The organism is Rubrimonas cliftonensis (assembly GCF_900107585.1).
Lineage (GTDB): Bacteria > Pseudomonadota > Alphaproteobacteria > Rhodobacterales > Rhodobacteraceae > Rubrimonas > Rubrimonas cliftonensis.
Map to the genome: position 1 here is coordinate 565,373 of NZ_FNQM01000002.1, position 18,535 is coordinate 583,907.

The 18,535-nt window shown below is 69.6% G+C and carries 17 protein-coding genes; 11 read left to right on the forward strand and 6 right to left on the reverse strand.

All coding sequences use genetic code 11. The features are described from left to right. Positions 1-5: 5 nt before the first annotated feature. Complete coding sequence (locus BLW43_RS05330) at positions 6-2,312, reverse strand: xanthine dehydrogenase family protein molybdopterin-binding subunit (RefSeq protein WP_093249794.1); 2,307 nt, start codon at positions 2,310-2,312, stop codon at positions 6-8. Positions 2,313-2,504: 192 nt separating this feature from the next. Here BLW43_RS05330 and bktB point away from each other — a divergent pair, with 192 nt between their 5' ends. The 3 genes from bktB to acmB all read left to right on the forward strand — a co-directional run bounded on the left by bktB (position 2,505) and on the right by acmB (position 5,802). Continuing rightward, entirely contained in the window at positions 2,505-3,683 is a 1,179-nt protein-coding gene (gene bktB, locus BLW43_RS05335) for a beta-ketothiolase BktB (protein ID WP_093249797.1), read from the forward strand. A gap of 3 nt (positions 3,684-3,686) precedes the next feature. Beyond that, positions 3,687-4,547 (forward strand): hydroxymethylglutaryl-CoA lyase, encoded by an 861-nt coding sequence (locus tag BLW43_RS05340; protein WP_093249801.1) that lies wholly within the window; start codon positions 3,687-3,689, stop codon positions 4,545-4,547. Positions 4,548-4,611: 64 nt separating this feature from the next. Then, positions 4,612-5,802, forward strand: a complete 1,191-nt coding sequence (gene acmB / locus BLW43_RS05345; protein ID WP_093249805.1) for a methyl acetate hydrolase AcmB — start codon at positions 4,612-4,614, stop codon at positions 5,800-5,802. 23 nt (positions 5,803-5,825) lie between these two features. Here the strand turns inward: acmB and BLW43_RS05350 are convergent, their stop codons facing one another. From BLW43_RS05350 to BLW43_RS05370, 5 genes are all read right to left on the reverse strand, one after another. After that, positions 5,826-6,746, reverse strand: a complete 921-nt coding sequence (locus BLW43_RS05350) for an ABC transporter permease (protein ID WP_093249807.1) — start codon at positions 6,744-6,746, stop codon at positions 5,826-5,828. Continuing rightward, complete coding sequence (locus tag BLW43_RS05355; protein ID WP_093249810.1) at positions 6,739-7,752, reverse strand: ABC transporter permease; 1,014 nt, start codon at positions 7,750-7,752, stop codon at positions 6,739-6,741. The genes BLW43_RS05350 and BLW43_RS05355 overlap by 8 nt, the downstream gene beginning before the upstream one ends. A 90-nt stretch (positions 7,753-7,842) precedes the next feature. After that, a complete protein-coding gene (locus tag BLW43_RS05360) occupies positions 7,843-9,558 on the reverse strand; it encodes a peptide ABC transporter substrate-binding protein (RefSeq protein ID WP_093250028.1) in 1,716 nt (571 codons plus the stop codon). Between the two features lie 115 nt (positions 9,559-9,673). Then, positions 9,674-10,687: an ABC transporter ATP-binding protein gene (locus BLW43_RS05365; RefSeq protein WP_093249812.1), complete on the reverse strand. Its 1,014-nt coding sequence runs from the start codon at positions 10,685-10,687 to the stop codon at positions 9,674-9,676. Continuing rightward, entirely contained in the window at positions 10,684-11,709 is a 1,026-nt protein-coding gene (locus tag BLW43_RS05370) for an ABC transporter ATP-binding protein (protein ID WP_093249823.1), read from the reverse strand. Before BLW43_RS05370 ends, BLW43_RS05365 begins: the two co-directional genes overlap by 4 nt. Before the next feature lie 228 nt (positions 11,710-11,937). On the opposite strand from BLW43_RS05370, the gene argE reads away from it, so the two are divergent. The 8 genes from argE to BLW43_RS05410 form a co-directional block, all read left to right on the forward strand. Further along, positions 11,938-13,095 carry an acetylornithine deacetylase gene (argE, locus tag BLW43_RS05375; RefSeq protein ID WP_245730928.1) on the forward strand — a complete coding sequence of 386 codons (1,158 nt, stop codon included), beginning with the start codon at positions 11,938-11,940 and terminating at the stop codon, positions 13,093-13,095. Between the two features lie 24 nt (positions 13,096-13,119). Then, positions 13,120-14,295 carry an amidohydrolase gene (locus BLW43_RS05380; RefSeq protein ID WP_093249826.1) on the forward strand — a complete coding sequence of 392 codons (1,176 nt, stop codon included), beginning with the start codon at positions 13,120-13,122 and terminating at the stop codon, positions 14,293-14,295. 167 nt (positions 14,296-14,462) lie between these two features. Further along, complete coding sequence (locus tag BLW43_RS05385) at positions 14,463-14,753, forward strand: HU family DNA-binding protein (protein WP_093249829.1); 291 nt, start codon at positions 14,463-14,465, stop codon at positions 14,751-14,753. Positions 14,754-14,990: 237 nt separating this feature from the next. Next, positions 14,991-15,362 (forward strand): 30S ribosomal protein S12, encoded by a 372-nt coding sequence (gene rpsL / locus BLW43_RS05390; protein WP_093249832.1) that lies wholly within the window; start codon positions 14,991-14,993, stop codon positions 15,360-15,362. Continuing rightward, entirely contained in the window at positions 15,359-15,718 is a 360-nt protein-coding gene (locus BLW43_RS05395; RefSeq protein ID WP_093249835.1) for a DUF4189 domain-containing protein, read from the forward strand. The genes rpsL and BLW43_RS05395 overlap by 4 nt, the downstream gene beginning before the upstream one ends. Positions 15,719-15,783: 65 nt before the next feature. Next, complete coding sequence (gene rpsG / locus BLW43_RS05400) at positions 15,784-16,254, forward strand: 30S ribosomal protein S7 (protein ID WP_093249836.1); 471 nt, start codon at positions 15,784-15,786, stop codon at positions 16,252-16,254. 29 nt (positions 16,255-16,283) lie between these two features. Further along, positions 16,284-18,401, forward strand: coding sequence for an elongation factor G (gene fusA / locus BLW43_RS05405; RefSeq protein ID WP_093249837.1), 2,118 nt, complete (start codon positions 16,284-16,286; stop codon positions 18,399-18,401). A gap of 39 nt (positions 18,402-18,440) precedes the next feature. Beyond that, positions 18,441-18,535 (forward strand): GTP-binding protein (locus BLW43_RS05410; protein WP_017397055.1); only part of this gene is annotated, 95 nt, incomplete at its 3' end.

The following is an 18,535-nucleotide window of genomic DNA, read 5'->3' on the forward strand; positions in this document are numbered from 1 at the left end:
CCCGCCTACTCAGCCGCGACGGCCGCCTTCGCGCCCTGCAGCCAGCGCCACATCCTCAGCGGCGTCATCGGCATGTCGACATGGCGCACGCCGGCCTCCCACACCGCGTCGAGCGCGGCGTTGGTGACGGCGGCGAGCGCGCCGACGGTGCCGGCCTCGCCGCAGCCCTTCATGCCGATGGCGTTGGCGGTCGAAGGCGTGCCCTCATGGTGGAACGGCATCATCGGCGCGTCGTCGGCGCGCGGCATCGCGTAGTCCATCAGCGAGGCGGAGACGAGCTGGCCGTCCTCGTCCCACACCACATGCTCCGTGATCGCCTGCCCGATGCCCTGCACGACGCCGCCATGCACCTGACCCTGCGCCAGCACCGGGTTCATCAGCACGCCGAAATCGTCGACGACGGTGTACTTGACCACCCGCGTCACGCCGGTCTCGGGATCAACCTCGACCTCGGCGAAATGGGCGCCGTTGGGATAGGAGCGGCCGGGCACGACGGTCTCGCGCTCCTCGGTCAGCAGGTCGTGGCGGCCCTTGGCGCGGGCCTTCGCGACGACGTCCATCACGCCGAGCGTCCGGTCGGTGCCGGCGACGCGGAACTGGCCGTCGGCGAACTCGATGTCGGCGGCGGAGACTTCCAGCTCCTCTCCGGCGAACGGCTTCACGCGGTCGACCCACGCATCGGCGGCGCCCTGGATCGAGCTGCCCTGCATCGTCACCGAGCGCGAGCCGCCGGTGCCGCCGCCATGGGCGATGCGGTCGGTGTCGCCCTGAATGAGCCGGATCTTCTCGAACGGCACGCCGATGCGATCATGCAGGAACTGCGCGAACACCGTCTCGTGGCCCTGACCGTTGGACTGGGTGCCCACATAGAGGTCGATCCCGCCGTCCTCGGCGAACTCGATGCGCGTCGTCTCGTTCTGGTCGCCGAGGATCGACTCGATGTAGTAGGCGAGCCCGAGGCCGCGCAGCCTGCCCTGCGCCGCGCTCTCTGCCTTGCGCGCTGCGAAGCCGGCGACGTCGGCCTCCTTCAGCGCGCGGTCGAGAACGCGGTTGAAGTCTCCCACGTCGTAGTTCTCGCCGACGCAGGTCTTGTAGGGAAATTCGGTGATGAAGTTCTTGCGGCGCAGCGCCAGCGGGTCGACGCCGAGCGTGCGGGCGCAGTAGTCCATCAGCCGCTCCATGGCGTAGATCGACTCGGGGCGGCCCGCGCCGCGATAGGCGTCCACCGGGGTGGTGTTGGTGAAGGTGCCCTTCACGTTCACGAAGAAGGTCTGCACGTCGTAGACGCCGGTCAGCACCTTCGACGCGACGACCGAGGGAATGTAGACGGCGAAGGCGCTGAGATAGGCGCCAAGGCCTGCGAGGGTGGTGAAGCGCACCGCCGTCAGCTTGTGGTCGGCGTCGAAGGCGGCCTCGGCGCAGGTGACGTGGTCGCGGCCCATGACGTCGGTCAGCATCCCCTCGCTGCGCTCGGCGATCCACTTCACCGGGCGGCCGAGCTTCATCGCGGCGTGCGCCAGCGCGAAGTGCTCGGGGTAGTTGAAGGTCTTCATCCCGAAGCCGCCGCCGACGTCGGGGTGGGTGACGCGGACCTGCTCGGGCTTGAGGCCCAGCTTCTTTGCAAGTTCCGCCTTCAGACCCCACGGGCCCTGGCCGTTCATCGCGACGTGCAGCCGCCCGTCCTCCCATGTGGCGACGGCCCCGCGCGTCTCCATCGGGTTGGCGACGACGCGGTTGTTGATCAGGTCGAGGCTGACGGTGTGCGCGGCGGCCCTGAAGGCGGCGTCGGTCGCGGCCTCGTCGCCCATGCCCCAGTCGAAGCAGAGATTGCCCGGCGCCGCCTCATGGAGCTGCGGCGCGCCCTCGGCCAGCGCGCCGGCGGTGTCGGTCACGGCTGGAAGGTCCTTGTAGTCCACGACCACGAGTTCGGCGGCGTCGCGGGCCTGCGGCAGGGTCTCGGCGACCACGAGGACGACGGCTTCGCCGACATGGCGCACGCGGCCGGTCGCCAGAACGGGGCGCGGCGGGCGGGGACACATGGAGCCGTCGCGGTTCTGGAGCTGCGCCGCGTCCATGTCGTTGACGAGCCGACCCTCGAGCTCGGCCGCCGTGATCACCGCCAGCACGCCCGGCGCGGCGCGCGCGGCCTCGACGTCGATCTCCCCGATCTCGGCGTGCGCGACGGTCGCGCGCACGAACACCGCGCGGGTCTCGCCCGCGTGGCGGATGTCCTCGACATAGGAGCCCTTGCCCCGGAGAAAGCGCGCGTCCTCGACGCGCGAGGCGGGCTGGCTGAGACCGAACTTCGTCATGGGGGCGATCCTTGGGCTCTGGCGAGTTGGGCGACGATGGCGCATCGGAGCGCGGCCGACAACTAGACTTCCGCGCCGGAAAGTCGACGCCGCGGGCCGCGCCGCGACCTCGGGCTGCATTGCCTGCGGCGGCCCGTGCGCGCAGGACCGGGCGAAGACCACAATGACCGCAGAACGACAGGGGGAATCGCCATGGCTGAAGACGTCGTCATCCTCGACGGGGCGCGCACGCCCATCGGAACCTTTGGCGGCGCGCTCGCCGGGACGCCGCCGACCGAGACCGCCGCCCATGTGGTGCGCCACGCGCTGGAGCGCTCGGGCGTCGAGGGCCGCCAGATCGGCCATGTGGTGTTCGGCCACGTCATCAACACCGAGCCGAAGGACATGTATCTCGCCCGCGTCGCGGCGGTGAACGGCGGCGTGCCGGTCGAGGCGCCGGCGCTGACGCTGAACCGGCTCTGCGGCTCGGGCGCGCAGGCGGTGGTGTCGGCGGCGCAGCACCTGATGCTCGGCGACGTGGATTTCGCCGTGGCCGGCGGCGCCGAGGCGATGTCGCGCAGCCCCCACGCCTGGCAGGCCGCGCGCGCGGGCGTGAAGATGGGCGACGCGAAGATGCTCGACATGATGGTGGGCGCGCTCAGCGACCCGTTCGAGGGCATGCACATGGGCGTGACCGCCGAGAACGTCGCCGACGAGCACCAGATCGGCCGCGCGGAGATGGACGCCTTCGCGCTGGAGAGCCAGAAGCGCGCCGCCGCCGCCATCGCCGAAGGCCGCTTCAAGGGCCAGATCGCGCCGATCGAGGTTCAGGTGAAGCGCGACCGCGTCGCCTTCGACACCGACGAGCACCCCAAGGCGACCACGGCCGAGGCGCTGGCCGGGCTGCGCGCCGTGTTCAGGAAGGACGGCGCGGTGACGGCGGGCAACGCTTCGGGCATCAATGACGGCGCCGCCGCGATGGTGTTGGCGAGGGCCGGGGCGGCCGAGAAGGCCGGGCTGAAGCCGCGTGCGCGGCTGCTCGGCTACGCCCATGCCGGCGTGCGGCCCGAGGTGATGGGCATCGGCCCGGTGCCGGCGGTGGAGAACCTGCTCAAGAAGCTCGGCATGACCGCCGACCAGTTCGACGTGATCGAGAGCAACGAGGCCTTCGCCGCGCAGGCCTGCGCGGTGAACAAGGGCCTGGGGCTCGACGCGGCGAAGGTGAACCCCAACGGCGGCGCCATCGCGCTGGGCCACCCCATCGGCGCGACCGGGGCGATCCTCGTGCTGAAGTGCCTCGCGGAGCTGGAGCGGAGCGGGTCGCGCCTCGGCCTCGTGACGATGTGCATCGGCGGCGGGCAGGGGATCGCGCTGGCCGTCGAGCGGGTCTGAGCCTTGGCGGCGCCTTCGAAGGAGCGCGCGCGCGTCTACGAGGTCGGTCCGCGCGACGGTCTGCAGAACGAGAAGCGCATGATCCCCTCGGCGCAGAAGATCGCGCTGATCGACGCGCTCTCGGCCTGCGGTTTCGAGCGGATCGAGGCGGCGTCCTTCGTCTCGCCCCGCGCCGTGCCGCAGATGGCCGACGGCGCGGAGGTGCTGGCGGGCGTCACGCGGGCGCCGGGCGTCCTCTACGCCGCGCTCACGCCCAACCTGCGCGGCTATCAGGCGGCGCGGGCGGCGGGGGCGGACGAGGTCGCCGTGTTCGCCTCGGCGTCGGAGGGTTTCTCTCGCGCCAACGTCAACGCCTCCGTCGCCGAAAGCCTCGAGCGTTTCGCCCCGGTGGCGGAGGCGGCGCGCGCCGACGGCGCGCCGATGCGGGCCTATGTCTCCTGCGCCGTCGCCTGCCCCTTCGACGGGCCGACGCCGCCCGCCGCGGTCGCAAGGCTCGTGGAGAGCCTGCTCGCGCTCGGCGCCCGCGAGGTCTCGCTCGGCGACACGATCGGGGCGGGGACGCCCGAGACGGTGCGCGCGATGCTCCGCGAGGCGCTTGAGGCCGCGCCGCCCGAGCTGCTGGCCGGCCACTTCCACGACACCGGCGGCCGGGCGGTGGAGAACGTCGCCGCCGCCTGCGACATGGGCCTGCGCGTCTTCGACGCAGCCGTGGCGGGCCTCGGCGGCTGTCCCTTCGCCCCCGGCGCCCCCGGCAACGTCGACACCCGCGCCGTGGTCCTGCGCCTTGAGGCGCTGGGCCTTGCGACAGGCGTGAATCTCGACCGGCTCGCCGAGGCCGAGGCGCAGGCGACGCGCATCCGCTGAGCCGTGCGACGGGTTGGGATGGCGCCGGAGCCCGCCACCGGCTGGTCTTGAGGAAGGAGAGGCCATGGAAGCCCTGACGTCGACCCTCGACGCGCTGCTCGACAGGGTCGTGGCCGGCCCCTTGCGCGCGCCAGGCGTCGCGGCCCTCGCGACCGACCGGAACGGCGTCCTCTACGAGGGTGCGGCCGGTCTGCGCCGCATCGACGGGGACGCGCCGTTCACGCCCGACACCGTCTGCGCCATCTACTCCACGACCAAGGCGGTCGCGGCGACCGCGGCGCTGCAGCTCGTGGAGGAGGGCCGGCTCGACCTTGACGCGCCGGCGAAGCGCTATCTCCCGGAGATCGGCGAACTTCAGGTGCTCGACGGCTTCGACGCGGCGGGCGCCCCGCGCCTGCGCCCGCCGAAGCGCGACGTCACCACGCGGATGCTGCTGCTGCACACGTCAGGTTTCGGATACCCGACCTTCAATGCGGCCTATCTGCGGCTGGTGCGCGAGCACGGCCGACCGGACGTGGCGACGGCGACCCGCGCGGCGTTCCGCCTGCCGCTGCTGTTCGACCCCGGCGAGGGCTGGGAGTACGGCGTCGGCCTCGACTGGGCGGGCATGGTGGTCGAGGCGATCGCCGGCGCGCGGCTGGGCGCGGTGCTGGCCGAGCGGGTGTTCGCGCCCTGTGGCATGACCTCGACGGCCTTCACGCCGACGTCGCAGATGCTGACGCGCCGCGCCAGCCTCCATCAGCGCAGGGCCGACGGCTCCCTGAAGCCGCTCGACGTCGCGCCGCTCGCGGACCCCGAGGTGCACATGGGCGGCGGCGGCCTCTACGGCACTGCGACGGACTACATCCGCTTCATCCGCATGTGGCTCAATGACGGCATGGGCGACGCAGGCCGCGTGCTGCGGCCCGAGACGGTTGCGATGGCGGCGCGGAACGGCCTTGGCGACCGGCGGATCGGGGCGCTGCCGGCCGTCATCCCCGCGCTGACGCGGGAGGCGGAGTTCTTCCCCGGCCTGCCCAAGAGCTGGGGTCTGAGCTTCATGATCAACGACGCCCCGGCTCCGACCGGGCGGCCCGCCGGCGCGCTGGCCTGGGCGGGGCTGGCGAACCTCTACTACTGGATCGACCGGGAGAACGGCGTCGGCGGCTTCTGGGCGACGCAGATCCTGCCGTTCTTCGACCCGACCTCGCTGCAGGGATTTCTCGACTTCGAGACCGCCGTCTACCGCGCCATGGCAAAGCCCGGCGCGGCCTGACGTCGGGGCCGCGCCGCTCGGCCTCAGCGCCCCCGGATGCGGGGGTCGAGCGCGTCGCGCAGCCCGTCGCCGATGAAGTTGACGCTCAGCACGGTCAGCGAGATCGCCAGCCCCGGCCAGATCACCCGGCCCGGCGTCAGCGTCAGGAAATCCTTGCCGTCGTAGAGCAGCCGCCCCCAGGTCGGGAAGTCCGGCGGGAAACCGAGCCCGAGGAAGCTGAGCGAACTCTCGGTGATGATGGCGTTGGCGATGCCGATGGTGGCCGACACCAGGATCGGCGACAGCACGTTCGGCAGCAGGTGGCGCGTGATGATGCGGCGCTCGCGCGTGCCGATGCTCTTGGCGGCGAGCACGAACTCACGCTCCTTCAGCGCCAGCACCTCGCCGCGCACGATGCGCGCCGTCTGCATCCATGACGTTATCCCGATCACGACCACGATCAGCAGGAAGATGCCGCCCTCCGGCCCGAAGGCGGAGCGCAGCGTGTCGCGAAAGAGCAGGATGATGACCAGCAGCAGCGGCAGGATCGGCAGCGCGAGGAACAGGTCGGTCAGCCGCATCAGCGCGCCGTCGAGCAGCTTGAAGTAGCCCGCCAGCACGCCGATGAAGGCGCCGAGCGCGATCGAGATCGCCATCGCGGCGATGCCGACGGCCAGCGAGGTCTGCCCCCCGGCCATCACCTGGGCGGCGATGTCCCTCCCTACATTGTCGGTGCCGAACGGGTGCGCCCAGGAGGGCGGCGCGTTGCGGGCGCGCAGGTCGAGATATTGCGGGTCGACGGTGTGGATCAGCGGGCCGAGGAACACCGCGATCACGATGAAGCCGAAGACGGCGACGCCCGCCATCGCGCCGCGATGGGCGCGGAACTGCCGCCACACGTCGCCCCAGAGCGAGCGGTGGCGCGACTGCGCGACGGGCGCCGCGCCGGCGGTCGCGTCAGTCATAGCGGATCCTCGGGTCCAGGATGCCGTAGAGCAGGTCGGCGATCAGGTTGAAGAGCACGATCAGGATCGCGAAGATGAAGGTGAGCGTCTGGACGAGGGGAATGTCGGCGCTCTCGATGCCGACGATCAGCAGGGCGCCGATGCCGTTCACGCGGAAGATCTGCTCGGTGATGATGGCGCCGCCGAAGATGGTCGGTACGCCCAGCGCGATCACCGTCACCACCGGGATCAGCGAGTTGCGCAGCACATGCAGCAGCACCACCGTCCGCTCCTTCATGCCCTTGGCGCGGGCGGTGCGCACATAGTCCTGGTTGAGGTTGTCGAGCATCGAGGCGCGCATGAAGCGGCTGATCTGGGAGGCGTTGGCCAGCGCCAGCACCATGGTCGGCATGATCATCTGGCGCACCTGCGCCATGAAGCTGTCCCAACTGTCGACGACCAACGTCGTATCGTAGATCGACGGCAGCCAGCCGAGCCAGACCGAGAAGATCACGATGAACAGCAGGCCGGTGAAGAAGGTCGGGATCGAGAAGCCCAGCATCGACACGAAGGTGCCGATCTGGTCGAACCAGGAATACTGGCGGTAGGCGGAGATCACGCCGATCGGCACGGCGATCAGCACCGCCACGACATAGGACATGCCGACAACCCAGAGCGTCTGCGGCATCCGCTCCACGATGAGGTCCACGACCGGGGAGCGGGTGGCCCAGGAGATCACGCGAAGCCGGTTCTCGCTGTCGCCGATGGTCCAGCCGGTCCACTGCTCGATCATGTTGAGCGGCTCGTTGACGAGGAACTGCTGCAGCCACAGGAGGTAGCGGATGATGAACGGCTCGTTCATGCCGAGCGAGGCGCGGATCTTCTCGCGCACCTCGGGCGGGATGGTCAGCGGCAGGTTCGCCGTGGGGTCGCTCGGCGCGAGGTCGAGCAGGGCGAAGATGATGAAGCTGATCGCAAGCAGCGTCGGGATCGACACCAGCAGCCTGCGCATCGCGTAACGGAACATCGGCGCTCCTGAAGCCTTGGGCGTCGCCCGGCGGCGGAATTGGACGAAAGGGCGACGCGCCGGAGAGCCGGCGCGTCGCGGTTCAGCGCATCACTTCACGCGATGCCAGTCGGCGATGTTCCACAGCTCGCTGTCCCAGTCGTTGATCTTCACGCCGGCCAGCGTGTTGGCGTGGGCGGAGGTGCCGCCGCGGTGGACCAGCGGGATCATCGCGTAGTCCTGCATCAGCATGTCGTTCATGCGCTTGGCGATGTCGGCGCGCGCCTCGAGGCCCGCGGTCTTGGAGAACTCCGCCGCCAGCGCGTCGTATTCCGGGTTGCACCAGCGGGTGATGTTCTCGCCCTGCCACTGCGTCGACGGCCGCGGGGCCTTGTTGCAGATCCAGTTGGCCATGTAGGCCTCGGGGTCCACGCCGGAGAAGTTGTTGGTGTACATCTCGACGTCGGCGTAGAACTTCTGGAACGTGTCCGGAGAGGCGGGGTCGCCGCCGAAGAACACGCTGGCCGAGATGTTGCGCAGCTCGGTCTCGACGCCGATCTCGCCCCACCACTGCTTGATCAGCGACTGGAACTGCTGACGCACCGCGTTGGTGGAGGTCTGGTAAAGAAGCGAAAGCTCCTTGCCGTCCTTCTCGCGGACGCCGTCGCCGTCGCTGTCGATCCAGCCGGCCTCATCGAGCAGCGCCTTGGCGCCCTCGATGTCCTGCACGAGGCAGGCGTCATTGGCGGTGGAGGCGTAAATCTCCGGCCCGGGCAGCACGTTGCACGTCGGCCTTCCGGTGGGGCCGTAGCCGATTTCGGTCAGGATCACCGGGTCGATCGCCATCGACAGCGCCTTGCGAACCCTGATGTCGCTGAGGATCGGGTGCGCGTTGGAGCCGTCCTCCTTCCACACCGACCGCTCGTCCGGCCCGAGCGCCGGGTCGGGGTTGGTGAAGTTGACGTGGATGCGCTCGACGGAGGTCGCGAAGGCGACGACGACCTTGCCCCTGCCGGCGGCCTCCATCTCCGTCAGCACCTCGGGCGAGATCTGGAGGTTCCAGGCATAGTCGAACTCGCCGGTCTGCAGCACGGAGCGCGCCGCGCTCTCGGCGTCGCCGCCCCCCTTGAACAGCACCGAGGCGAAGGCGGGCTTGGCCGGGTCGCGGTAGTTGGGGTTGGCCTCCAGCGAGATCACGTCATTGGCGCGGAACTCCGTCACCCTGAACGGGCCGGTGCCGATCGGGTTGAAGTTCTGCTCGGTGCACTCCGGGGCGCGGGCGCCGATGCAGTTCTCGAACTGCGACTTCTGGATGATCGGCGACTCCGAGCCGACCAGCGCGGTGTAGGGGAAGGGCTTGGGCTCGGTGAAGGTGATCTTCAGCGTGAGGTCGTCCACGGCCTCCATGGACGCGATGCCCTCGAAGTAGCTCGACTGCGCGCAGCCGCCCTCGGGGTGGGTGCAGTATTCGTAGGTGAAGACGCCGTCGGCGGCGGTGACGGGCGTGCCGTCGGACCACAGCAGGCCGGGCTTCAGCTTCCATGTGATGGTGCGCAGGTCGGCCGAGACGCCGCCGTTGTCGGTCGTCGGGATGCTCTCGGCGAGGATCGGCACGATCTCGCCGGTGTCGGAGAACCGCGCCAGCGGCTCGATCACCATGGAGGAGGCCTCGACCTCCTTGGTGCCGCCGGAAAGGAACGGGTTCATCGTCGACGGCGCCTGCCAGTAGATGATGTTGAGCTGGCCGTCGGCGCCGCGCTCGGCCATGGCCGCCGGCGCGACCAGCGTGAGCGCCGCGCCCGCCATGAGTAGGGTCTTGAGTCTCATCATGTGCTCCCTGTCGGTTGAGCGTGTTCCGCCATTTCCGGCGGTTGTGGTCGATCTTTGCCCATCGCCTCGCGCGAAAAAAGTGCGAAACGCCGCGCAAACGCGCAAAGGCGGCTTATTGGGCGAAATGGCAGGCGACCTGCCTGCCATCAGGCAGCTTGCGGAACGCCGGAACCTCCGCGGCGCAGCGCGCCTCGGCGATGGGGCAGCGTGTCCGGAAGCGGCAGCCCGAAGGCGGGTTGGCCGGCGAGGGCACGTCGCCCTTCAGGATGACGCGCCTGCGCGTCGCCTCCACCTTCGGGTCGGGCGCCGGCACCGCCGAGAGCAGCGCCTGGGTGTAGGGGTGGCGGGGCGAGGCGTAGAGCAGGTCGCGCGGCGCAAGCTCGACGACGCCGCCCAGATACATCACCGCCACATGGGTCGCGATGTGGCGCACCATGCTGAGATCGTGGCTGATGAAAAGATAGGTAAGCCCCAGCCGCGCCTGCAACTCTTCCAGCAGGTTGACGACCTGCGCCTGGATCGAGACGTCGAGCGCCGCGATCGGCTCGTCGCAGACGATGAAGCCGGGGTCGAGCGCGAGCGCCCGCGCGATGCCGATGCGCTGACGCTGGCCGCCGGAGAACTCGTGCGGGTAGCGGTCGGCGAAGGCGGGGTTCATGCCCACCGCGTCGAGCAGCGAGCGCACCCTGTCGCGGCGCTGGGCCTGGCTGAGCCTGAGATGCTCGTCGAGCGGCTCGGCGATGATCGAGCCCACCGTCATGCGCGGGTTCAGCGAGGCCTGCGGGTCCTGGAAGATCATCTGCATCCGCGGCCGCAGGCGGCGCAGGGCGCCCTCGCCGAGGGTCGCGATGTCCTTGCCCTCGAACAGGATGCGCCCGCGGGTCGGGGCGTAGAGCCGCAGCACGGCGCGCCCGGTCGTGGACTTGCCGCAGCCGGATTCGCCGACGAGGCCCAGCGTCTCGCCCCGCCTCACCGTGAAGCTGACGCCGTCCACGGCCTTGATCGCCCCGACCTGCCGGCGAAAAAGACCGCTGTACACGGGGAAATGCACCGCAAGGTCGTCGACCTGCACCAGCGGCGCGGCGGTATCGGCGGCGCTGCGGGTCGTCGGCTCCGCGAGGCTCACGCCGCGCCCTCCGCCAGCCAGCAGGCCGACGCATGCCCCGGCGCCACCTGCAGCAGCGGCGGGTTCGCGGCGAGGCAGCGGTCATGGGCCTGCGCGCAGCGCGGCGCGAAGGGGCAGGCGGCGGGCCTGCGCGTCATGATCGGCGGCTGGCCCTCGATGGTGCGCAGCTTCTCGCGCCGGGCGCCCTCGACGGAAGGCAGCGTCTCCATCAGCGCGCGGGTGTAGGGGTGGGCCGGGTTCTCGAACAGCGCGCCGACCTCGGCGTTCTCGACCACCTGGCCGCCATACATCACCATCACCCGGTCGGCGATGCCGGCGACGACGCCGAGATCATGGGTGATCCACACCACCGCCATGCCGAGACGCCGTCGCAGGTCCTTCACCAGTTCGAGGATCTGCGCCTGGATGGTCACGTCGAGCGCGGTGGTCGGCTCGTCGGCGATCAGCACCTTCGGCTCGCAGGCCAGCGCGATGGCGATCATCACGCGCTGGCGCATGCCGCCGGAGAACTGGTGCGGATAGTCGTCGAGCCGCTTGTCGGGCGAGGGAATGCCGACCACCGCCAGCAGCTCCGCCGCCCGCGCCCGCGCCGCCTTCTTCGACAGGCCCATGTGCTCGCGCAGGGGCTCGATGATCTGGAAGCCGACGGTGAAGACCGGGTTCAGCGAGGTCATCGGGTCCTGGAAGACGAAGCCGACGCCGGGGCCGCGCACGGCGCGCAGCTCGGCCGGCGACAGTGCGAGCAGGTCGCGCCCCTCGAACATCACCCGGCCCGCGGTGATGCGCGCGGGCGGGGAGGGGATCAGCCGCAGCAGCGACATCATCGTGACCGACTTGCCCGAGCCGCTCTCGCCGACCACGCCGAGCAGCTCTCCGGGCCTGAGCGAGAAGCTCACGTCATTGACCGCGTGGATCGCGCCGTCGGTGACGCCGAAGAGCGTGGTCAGTCCCTCCACGGACAGAACCGCCTCGCCGGCCTCTCCCGACGCGCGCGGCTGCGCGGTCGCGGCGTCATCGAGCATTCCTGCACTCCCTGCGACGGCTCTGCGCCATTCGTTGGGTGAAGTCTTGGGCAGATGCGGCGGGGCCGCAATGGTCGATCGCCGCACTTGCGGGCTTCGCGCCGAAAAAACCGACAAATCGAGCGGTCTGGCCATGCTGCGCCCACAATTGAGGCGAAGACGCCTCCGCACGGCTTGACGCGCCACGCGCACGCGTCACGATCCTTCCCGTCATTCAGGAGGCGCGCCGTGGGCGACATCTATTCGAGCCGTGAGATGCTGGCGAAGCTCGTGGCGTTCCCGACGGTTTCGCGGGACGGCAACCTCGATCTGATCCACTTCGTCAGGGACTATCTCGCCGGTCATGGCGTCGAGAGCCGCATCGTGCCGAGCCCCTGCGGCGCGAAGGCCAACCTCTACGCGCAGATCGGCCCGGCCGAGCCGGGCGGGGTCGCGCTTTCGGGGCACACCGACGTGGTGCCGGTGGACGGGCAGGAGTGGTCGAGCGACCCCTTCACCCTCACCGAGCGCGACGGCAGGCTCTACGGGCGCGGCGCGGCCGACATGAAGGGTTTCGACGCGCTGGGCCTCGCGCTCGTGCCGGAGATGCTCAGGGCGGGGCTGAAGCGGCCGGTGCAGATCGCGCTCAGCTACGATGAGGAGGTCGGCTGCCGCGGCGCGCCGCTGATGATCGCGCAGATGCGCGAGACGCTGCCGCCGGCCGCCGCCGTCTTCGTGGGCGAGCCCACGTCGATGCAGGTGGTCACGGGCCACAAGGCGTCCTGCTCCGCCAACACCCATGTCCGCGGCTTCGCGGTGCATTCCAGCCTCGTGCACACCGGCGTCTCGGCGGTGATGGTCGCGGCGCGGCTGATCCAGTGGCACGCCGACCGCATGGCCGAGAACCGCGCCGCCGCGGACCCGGCCAGCCTGTTCGAGCCCGGCTGGACGACCCTGCATGTCGGCCAGATCGAGGGCGGCACCGCGCGCAACATCACCGCCCGCGACTGCCGCTTCGTCACCGACTTCAGGGTGCTGCCGAGCGAGGATCCGCTGGCGTGGTTCGAGCGCTACCAGGCGTTCTGCGCCGACGTCGCCGCCGGGATGCGCGCCGTCCGGCCCGAGGCGGGGATCGAGGTCACGGACGAGTGGATCGTGCCCGGCTGCCGGCGCGAGGAGAACGGCGCCGCCGAGGCGCTCGCCCGCCAGCTCACCGGCGACAACGCCGAACATGTCGTGAGCTACGGCACCGAGGCGGGGCAGTTCCAGGCGGAGGGCTATTCGACCTGCATCGTCGGCCCCGGCTCGATCGCGCAGGCGCATCAGCCGGACGAATTCATCGAAATCGACCAGCTCGCTCAGGGCGAGGCGTTCATTCGCCGCGTCATCGACCGCCTGGCCGCCTGACCTCAAATCCCCCGAGGAGCACCCATGCCCGTCGTCAACCGCATCGCCGCGCTGCATTCCGACATCACCGAATGGCGCCGCGACATCCACCGCCACCCCGAACTGCAATTCGACGTGCACCGCACCGCCGCGCTGGTGGCGGAGAAGTTGCGCGCCTTCGGCTGCGACGAGGTGGTGGAGGGCGTCGGCCGCACCGGCGTCGTCGGCGTGATCAAGGGCCGCGAGACCGGCTCGGGCCGCGTGGTGGCGATGCGGGCGGACATGGACGCTCTGCCGATCCTGGAGGCTTCCGGCGCGGCCTGGGCCTCCACCGTTCCCGGCAAGATGCACGCCTGCGGCCATGACGGCCATACCGCGATGCTGCTCGGCGCGGCGCAATATCTGGCGGAGACCCGCAACTTCGACGGCGCCGCGGTGGTCGTGTTCCAGCCCGCCGAGGAGGGCGGCGGAGGCGGGCGCGAGATGGTCAAAGAGGGCATGATGGAGCGCTTCGGCGTTCAGGAGGTCTACGGCATGCACAACATGCCGGGGCGCGCCGTCGGCGCCTTCGCGATCCGCCCCGGCCCGATGATGGCCGCCGCCGACACGCTGCTCATCGACATCGAGGGGCGCGGCGGCCACGCCGCCAAGCCGCACGAGTGCGTCGACACCACCGTAGTCGCCGCCCATGTCATCACCGCGCTCCAGTCGGTCGTGGCGCGCACCGTCGACCCCGTGGAGAGCTGCGTCGTCACCATCGCCGCCCTGCACACCGCCGGCGAGGCCTTCAACGTGATCCCCCAGACGGCGAGCCTGAAAGGCACGGTGCGCACGCTCTCGCCGGGCGTGCAGGACATCGTCGAGGCCCGGATCAGGGCGCTTGCGGAGCACACCGCCCGCGCCTTCGGCGCTGTCGCCACCGTCACCTACGAACGCAATTACCCTGTCACCGTGAACAGCGCGGCGCAGACCGCCTTCGCCGCGGCGGTTGCGGCCGAGGTCGCCGGCGAGGCGGCGGTCGACGCCGCGACGCCCCCGCTCATGGGGTCGGAGGATTTCTCCTTCATGCTGAACGCCCGGCCCGGCGCAATGATCTTCATCGGCAACGGAAACACCGCAGGCGTCCATCATCCGGCCTACGACTTCGACGACGACGTGATTCCCGCCGGCTGCTCCTACTGGGTCCGGCTGGCGGAGAAGGCGATGCCGCTGGGCGGTTGAGGCGGCGCCGGCCGCGCGGCGCGGCGCGAAATCGTGACGTTGAGGCGACGATCCACAGGAAAATCGTTGATTACGGCTTGCCTGACACGTCTGGGTTGCCTCCACTGCGCCCCCACGCCCCGCGGAGGCGGGGCGGAGGACCACATGATGAGGGAGCAGGGGCGACCATGAAGAAAGCGGAACTCGTTGACGCGCTCGAAACGGCTTCGGGCCAGTCCAAGGCGGCGGTGTCGGCCGTGCTGGATGCGCTGCCCGCGGTGATCGTGTCGGCGTTGAAGGAGCACGGCGCGCTGACGCTGCCGGGCCTGATGAAGATCGAGGCCCGCTCGCGCGCGGCGCGCACCATGCGCAACCCCGCCACGGGGGCCGCCGTCGAGAAGCCGGCGACCGTCACGCCGCAGTTCAAGCCGGTGAAGGCGCTCAAGGACCAGGTGGCGCAGTTTCCGCCGGCGCTCTGAAGCGCATCGCGCGCGCTCCGCTTGACAGGCGGAGCGCCGGTCCTTAGACCCCCTCCATCCGCAGGGGGCTGAGTCTTTCAGCGGGTGGCAGCTACGCATTGGCGCGCAAGATCCGGGCTCGCGAAGCCTCGATCCTCTGGGAGCCGCCGCGGCGGGCCTCAAGGCCCCGTCCGCGGCGCTTTTGCCGTCTGTGCAAGGCCGTCCGAGGTCGATTGTATTGCGAGGGAAGGCGGCCGAATGCCGACGATCCAACAGCTGATCCGGAAACCCCGGCAGCCGCGCGTCAAGCGCAGCAAGTCGACGCATCTGGAGTCGTGCCCGCAGAAGCGCGGCGTGTGCACGCGCGTCTACACCACCACGCCCAAGAAGCCGAACTCGGCGCTCAGGAAGGTCGCGAAGGTGCGGCTGACCAACGGCTTCGAGGTCATCAGCTACATTCCTGGCGAGGGGCACAACCTTCAGGAGCACTCCGTGGTGCTGATCCGCGGCGGGCGCGTGAAGGATCTTCCGGGCGTGCGCTACCACATCCTGCGCGGCGTGCTCGACACCCAGGGCGTCAAGAACCGCAAGCAGCGGCGCTCGAAATACGGCGCGAAGCGCCCGAAATGAGCCCCGCGGCGGTCCTTGCGCCAGCGGCGGCCATCGCCGCGGGCCCTGCTCTCGCCGCCTTCGGCGCGATCGCCTATGCGCCTTCCGTCGGCGCTTACGGCGTCGGTCTCGGGTCGGAGAGCCGCGAGCAGGCCGAGCGCGCGGCGATGGCCGACTGCGGCGGGTACGCAGGGGACTGCGCCGTGAACCTGACATTCGAGCACGCCTGCGGCGCGCTCGCCCGGGGCGGGGACGCCAGCCGTCGCGCGGCCGAGGCCGCCGCGACGCTGCGGGAGGCCGAGGCGCTGGCGCTGGCGGCCTGCGCCAGGCTCGGGGCCGGGTGCCGCATCGAGATGAGTTTCTGCTCGGATCGCTGAGCAGGTTGGGCCGCTGAGCAGGCCGGGAATTCGGACCGCGCCCGGAGGGGCAAGGAGAAGCTGGAATGTCGCGACGTCACCGCGCTGAGAAACGGGAAGTCCTGCCGGACGCCAAGTATGGCGACCGCATCCTGACCAAGTTCATGAACAACCTCATGTACGACGGCAAGAAGTCGGCGGCGGAGAGCATCGTCTATGGCGCGCTGGGCCGGGTCGAGGGGCGCCTGCGGCGCGTGCCGGTCGAGGTCTTCCACGAGGCGCTGGACAACATCAAGCCGGCCGTCGAGGTCCGTTCGCGGCGCGTCGGCGGCGCGACCTACCAGGTGCCGGTTGAGGTGCGCCCCGAGCGCCGCGAGGCGCTGGCGATCCGCTGGCTGATCGACGCCTCTCGCAAGCGCAACGAGAACACGATGGAAGAGCGTCTCGCCGCCGAACTGATGGACGCGGTCAACGGCCGCGGCACCGCTGTCAAGAAGCGCGAAGACACGCACAAGATGGCCGACGCCAACAAGGCGTTCAGCCACTACCGCTGGTAACTTAACTCCGGACCCTGAGGACGACACCGATGGCCCGCGAATATCCGCTCACGCGCTACCGCAACTTCGGAATCATGGCGCACATCGACGCCGGCAAGACGACGACGACGGAGCGCATCCTGTTCTACACTGGCAAGAGCCACAAGATCGGCGAGGTGCATGACGGCGCCGCGACGATGGACTGGATGGAGCAGGAGCAGGAGCGGGGCATCACGATCACCTCGGCCGCGACCACGACCTTCTGGGAGCGCACCGAGGACGGCAGCAAGCCCGACACCGAGAAGCATCGCTTCAACATCATCGACACGCCCGGCCACGTCGACTTCACCATCGAGGTGGAGCGCTCGCTCGCCGTGCTCGACGGCGCGGTTTGCCTGCTCGACGCCAACGCCGGCGTGGAGCCGCAGACCGAGACCGTCTGGCGTCAGGCCGATCGCTACAAGGTTCCGCGGATCGTGTTCGTCAACAAGATGGACAAGATCGGCGCGGACTTCTTCAACTGCGTGAAGATGATCAAGGATCGCACCGGCGCGCTGCCGGTGCCGATCCAGCTGCCGATCGGCGCCGAGACCGAACTCGAAGGCATGATCGATCTCGTCACCATGAAGGAGTGGGTCTGGCTCGGCGAGGATCTGGGCGCGACCTGGGTGCAGCAGGACATCCGCGCCGGCCTCAAGGACCAGGCCGACGAGTACCGCGCCGCGATGATCGAGGCGGCGGTCGAGCAGGACGACGAGTGGACCGAGCGCTTCCTCGAAGGCGAGGAGCCCGATGTGCCGACCCTGCGCAAGCTGATCCGCAAGGGCACGCTAAGCATGTCCTTCGTGCCGGTGCTGTGCGGTTCGGCTTTCAAGAACAAGGGCGTGCAGCCGCTGCTCAACGGCGTCATCGACTATCTGCCCGGCCCGCTCGACGTCCCCGCCTACATGGGCTTCTCGCCCGACGACGAGACCGAGACGCGCAACATCCCGCGTTCGGCCGACGACGAGCAGCCTTTCGCCGGGCTGGCGTTCAAGATCATGAACGATCCGTTCGTCGGCTCGCTGACCTTCACCCGCATCTATTCGGGCACGATGAAGAAGGGCGACTCGCTGCTCAACGCGACCAAGGGCAAGCGCGAGCGCATCGGCCGCATGATGATGATGCACGCCATCAGCCGCACCGAGATCGACGAGGCCTTCGCCGGCGACATCATCGCGCTCGCCGGCCTGAAGGAGACGACGACGGGCGACACGCTCTGCGACCCGACCAAGCCTGTCGTGCTGGAGACGATGACGTTCCCCGAGCCGGTCATCGAGATCGCGATCGAACCGAAGTCGAAGGCCGACCAGGAGAAGATGGGCATGGCGCTCGCGCGCCTGGCAGCCGAGGACCCGTCCTTCCGAGTCCATACCGACATCGAGTCGGGCCAGACGATCATGAAGGGCATGGGCGAGCTTCACCTCGACATTCTCGTCGACCGCATGAAGCGCGAGTTCAAGGTCGAGGCCAATATCGGCGCGCCGCAGGTGGCTTACCGCGAGACGATCTCGAAGGAAGCCGAGATCGACTACACCCACAAGAAGCAGTCCGGCGGTTCGGGCCAGTTCGCCCGCGTCAAGATGGTGATCTCGCCGACCGAGCCGGGCGAGGGCTTCAGTTTCGAGAGCAAGATCGTCGGCGGTTCGGTGCCCAAGGAATATGTGCCGGGCGTCGAGAAGGGCATCAAGTCGGTCATGGACAGCGGCCCCCTCGCGGGCTTCCCGGTGATCGACTTCAAGGTGGCGCTGATCGACGGCGCGTTCCACGATGTCGACTCGTCGGTTCTGGCCTTCGAGATCGCGTCCCGCGCGGCGATGCGCGAGGGCCTGCGCAAGGCTGGCGCCAAGCTGCTCGAGCCGATCATGAAGGTCGAGGTCGTGACGCCGGAGGAATACACCGGCGGCATCATCGGCGATCTAACCTCGCGGCGCGGCATGGTTCAGGGGCAGGACAGCCGCGGCAACGCGAACGTCATCACCGCCATGGTGCCGCTGGCCAACATGTTCGGCTACATCAACAACCTGCGGTCGATGTCGTCGGGCCGGGCGCAGTTCACCATGCTGTTCGACCACTACGACACGGTGCCGTCGAACATCTCCGAGGAAATTCAGGCGAAGTACGCCTGAGCGCGTCGTCCCGCGCTGTTGACGTAAGAGGAGGCCTAAATGGCTAAGGCGAAATTCGAGCGGAACAAGCCGCATGTCAACGTGGGCACCATTGGCCACGTCGACCACGGCAAGACGACGCTGACGGCGGCGAT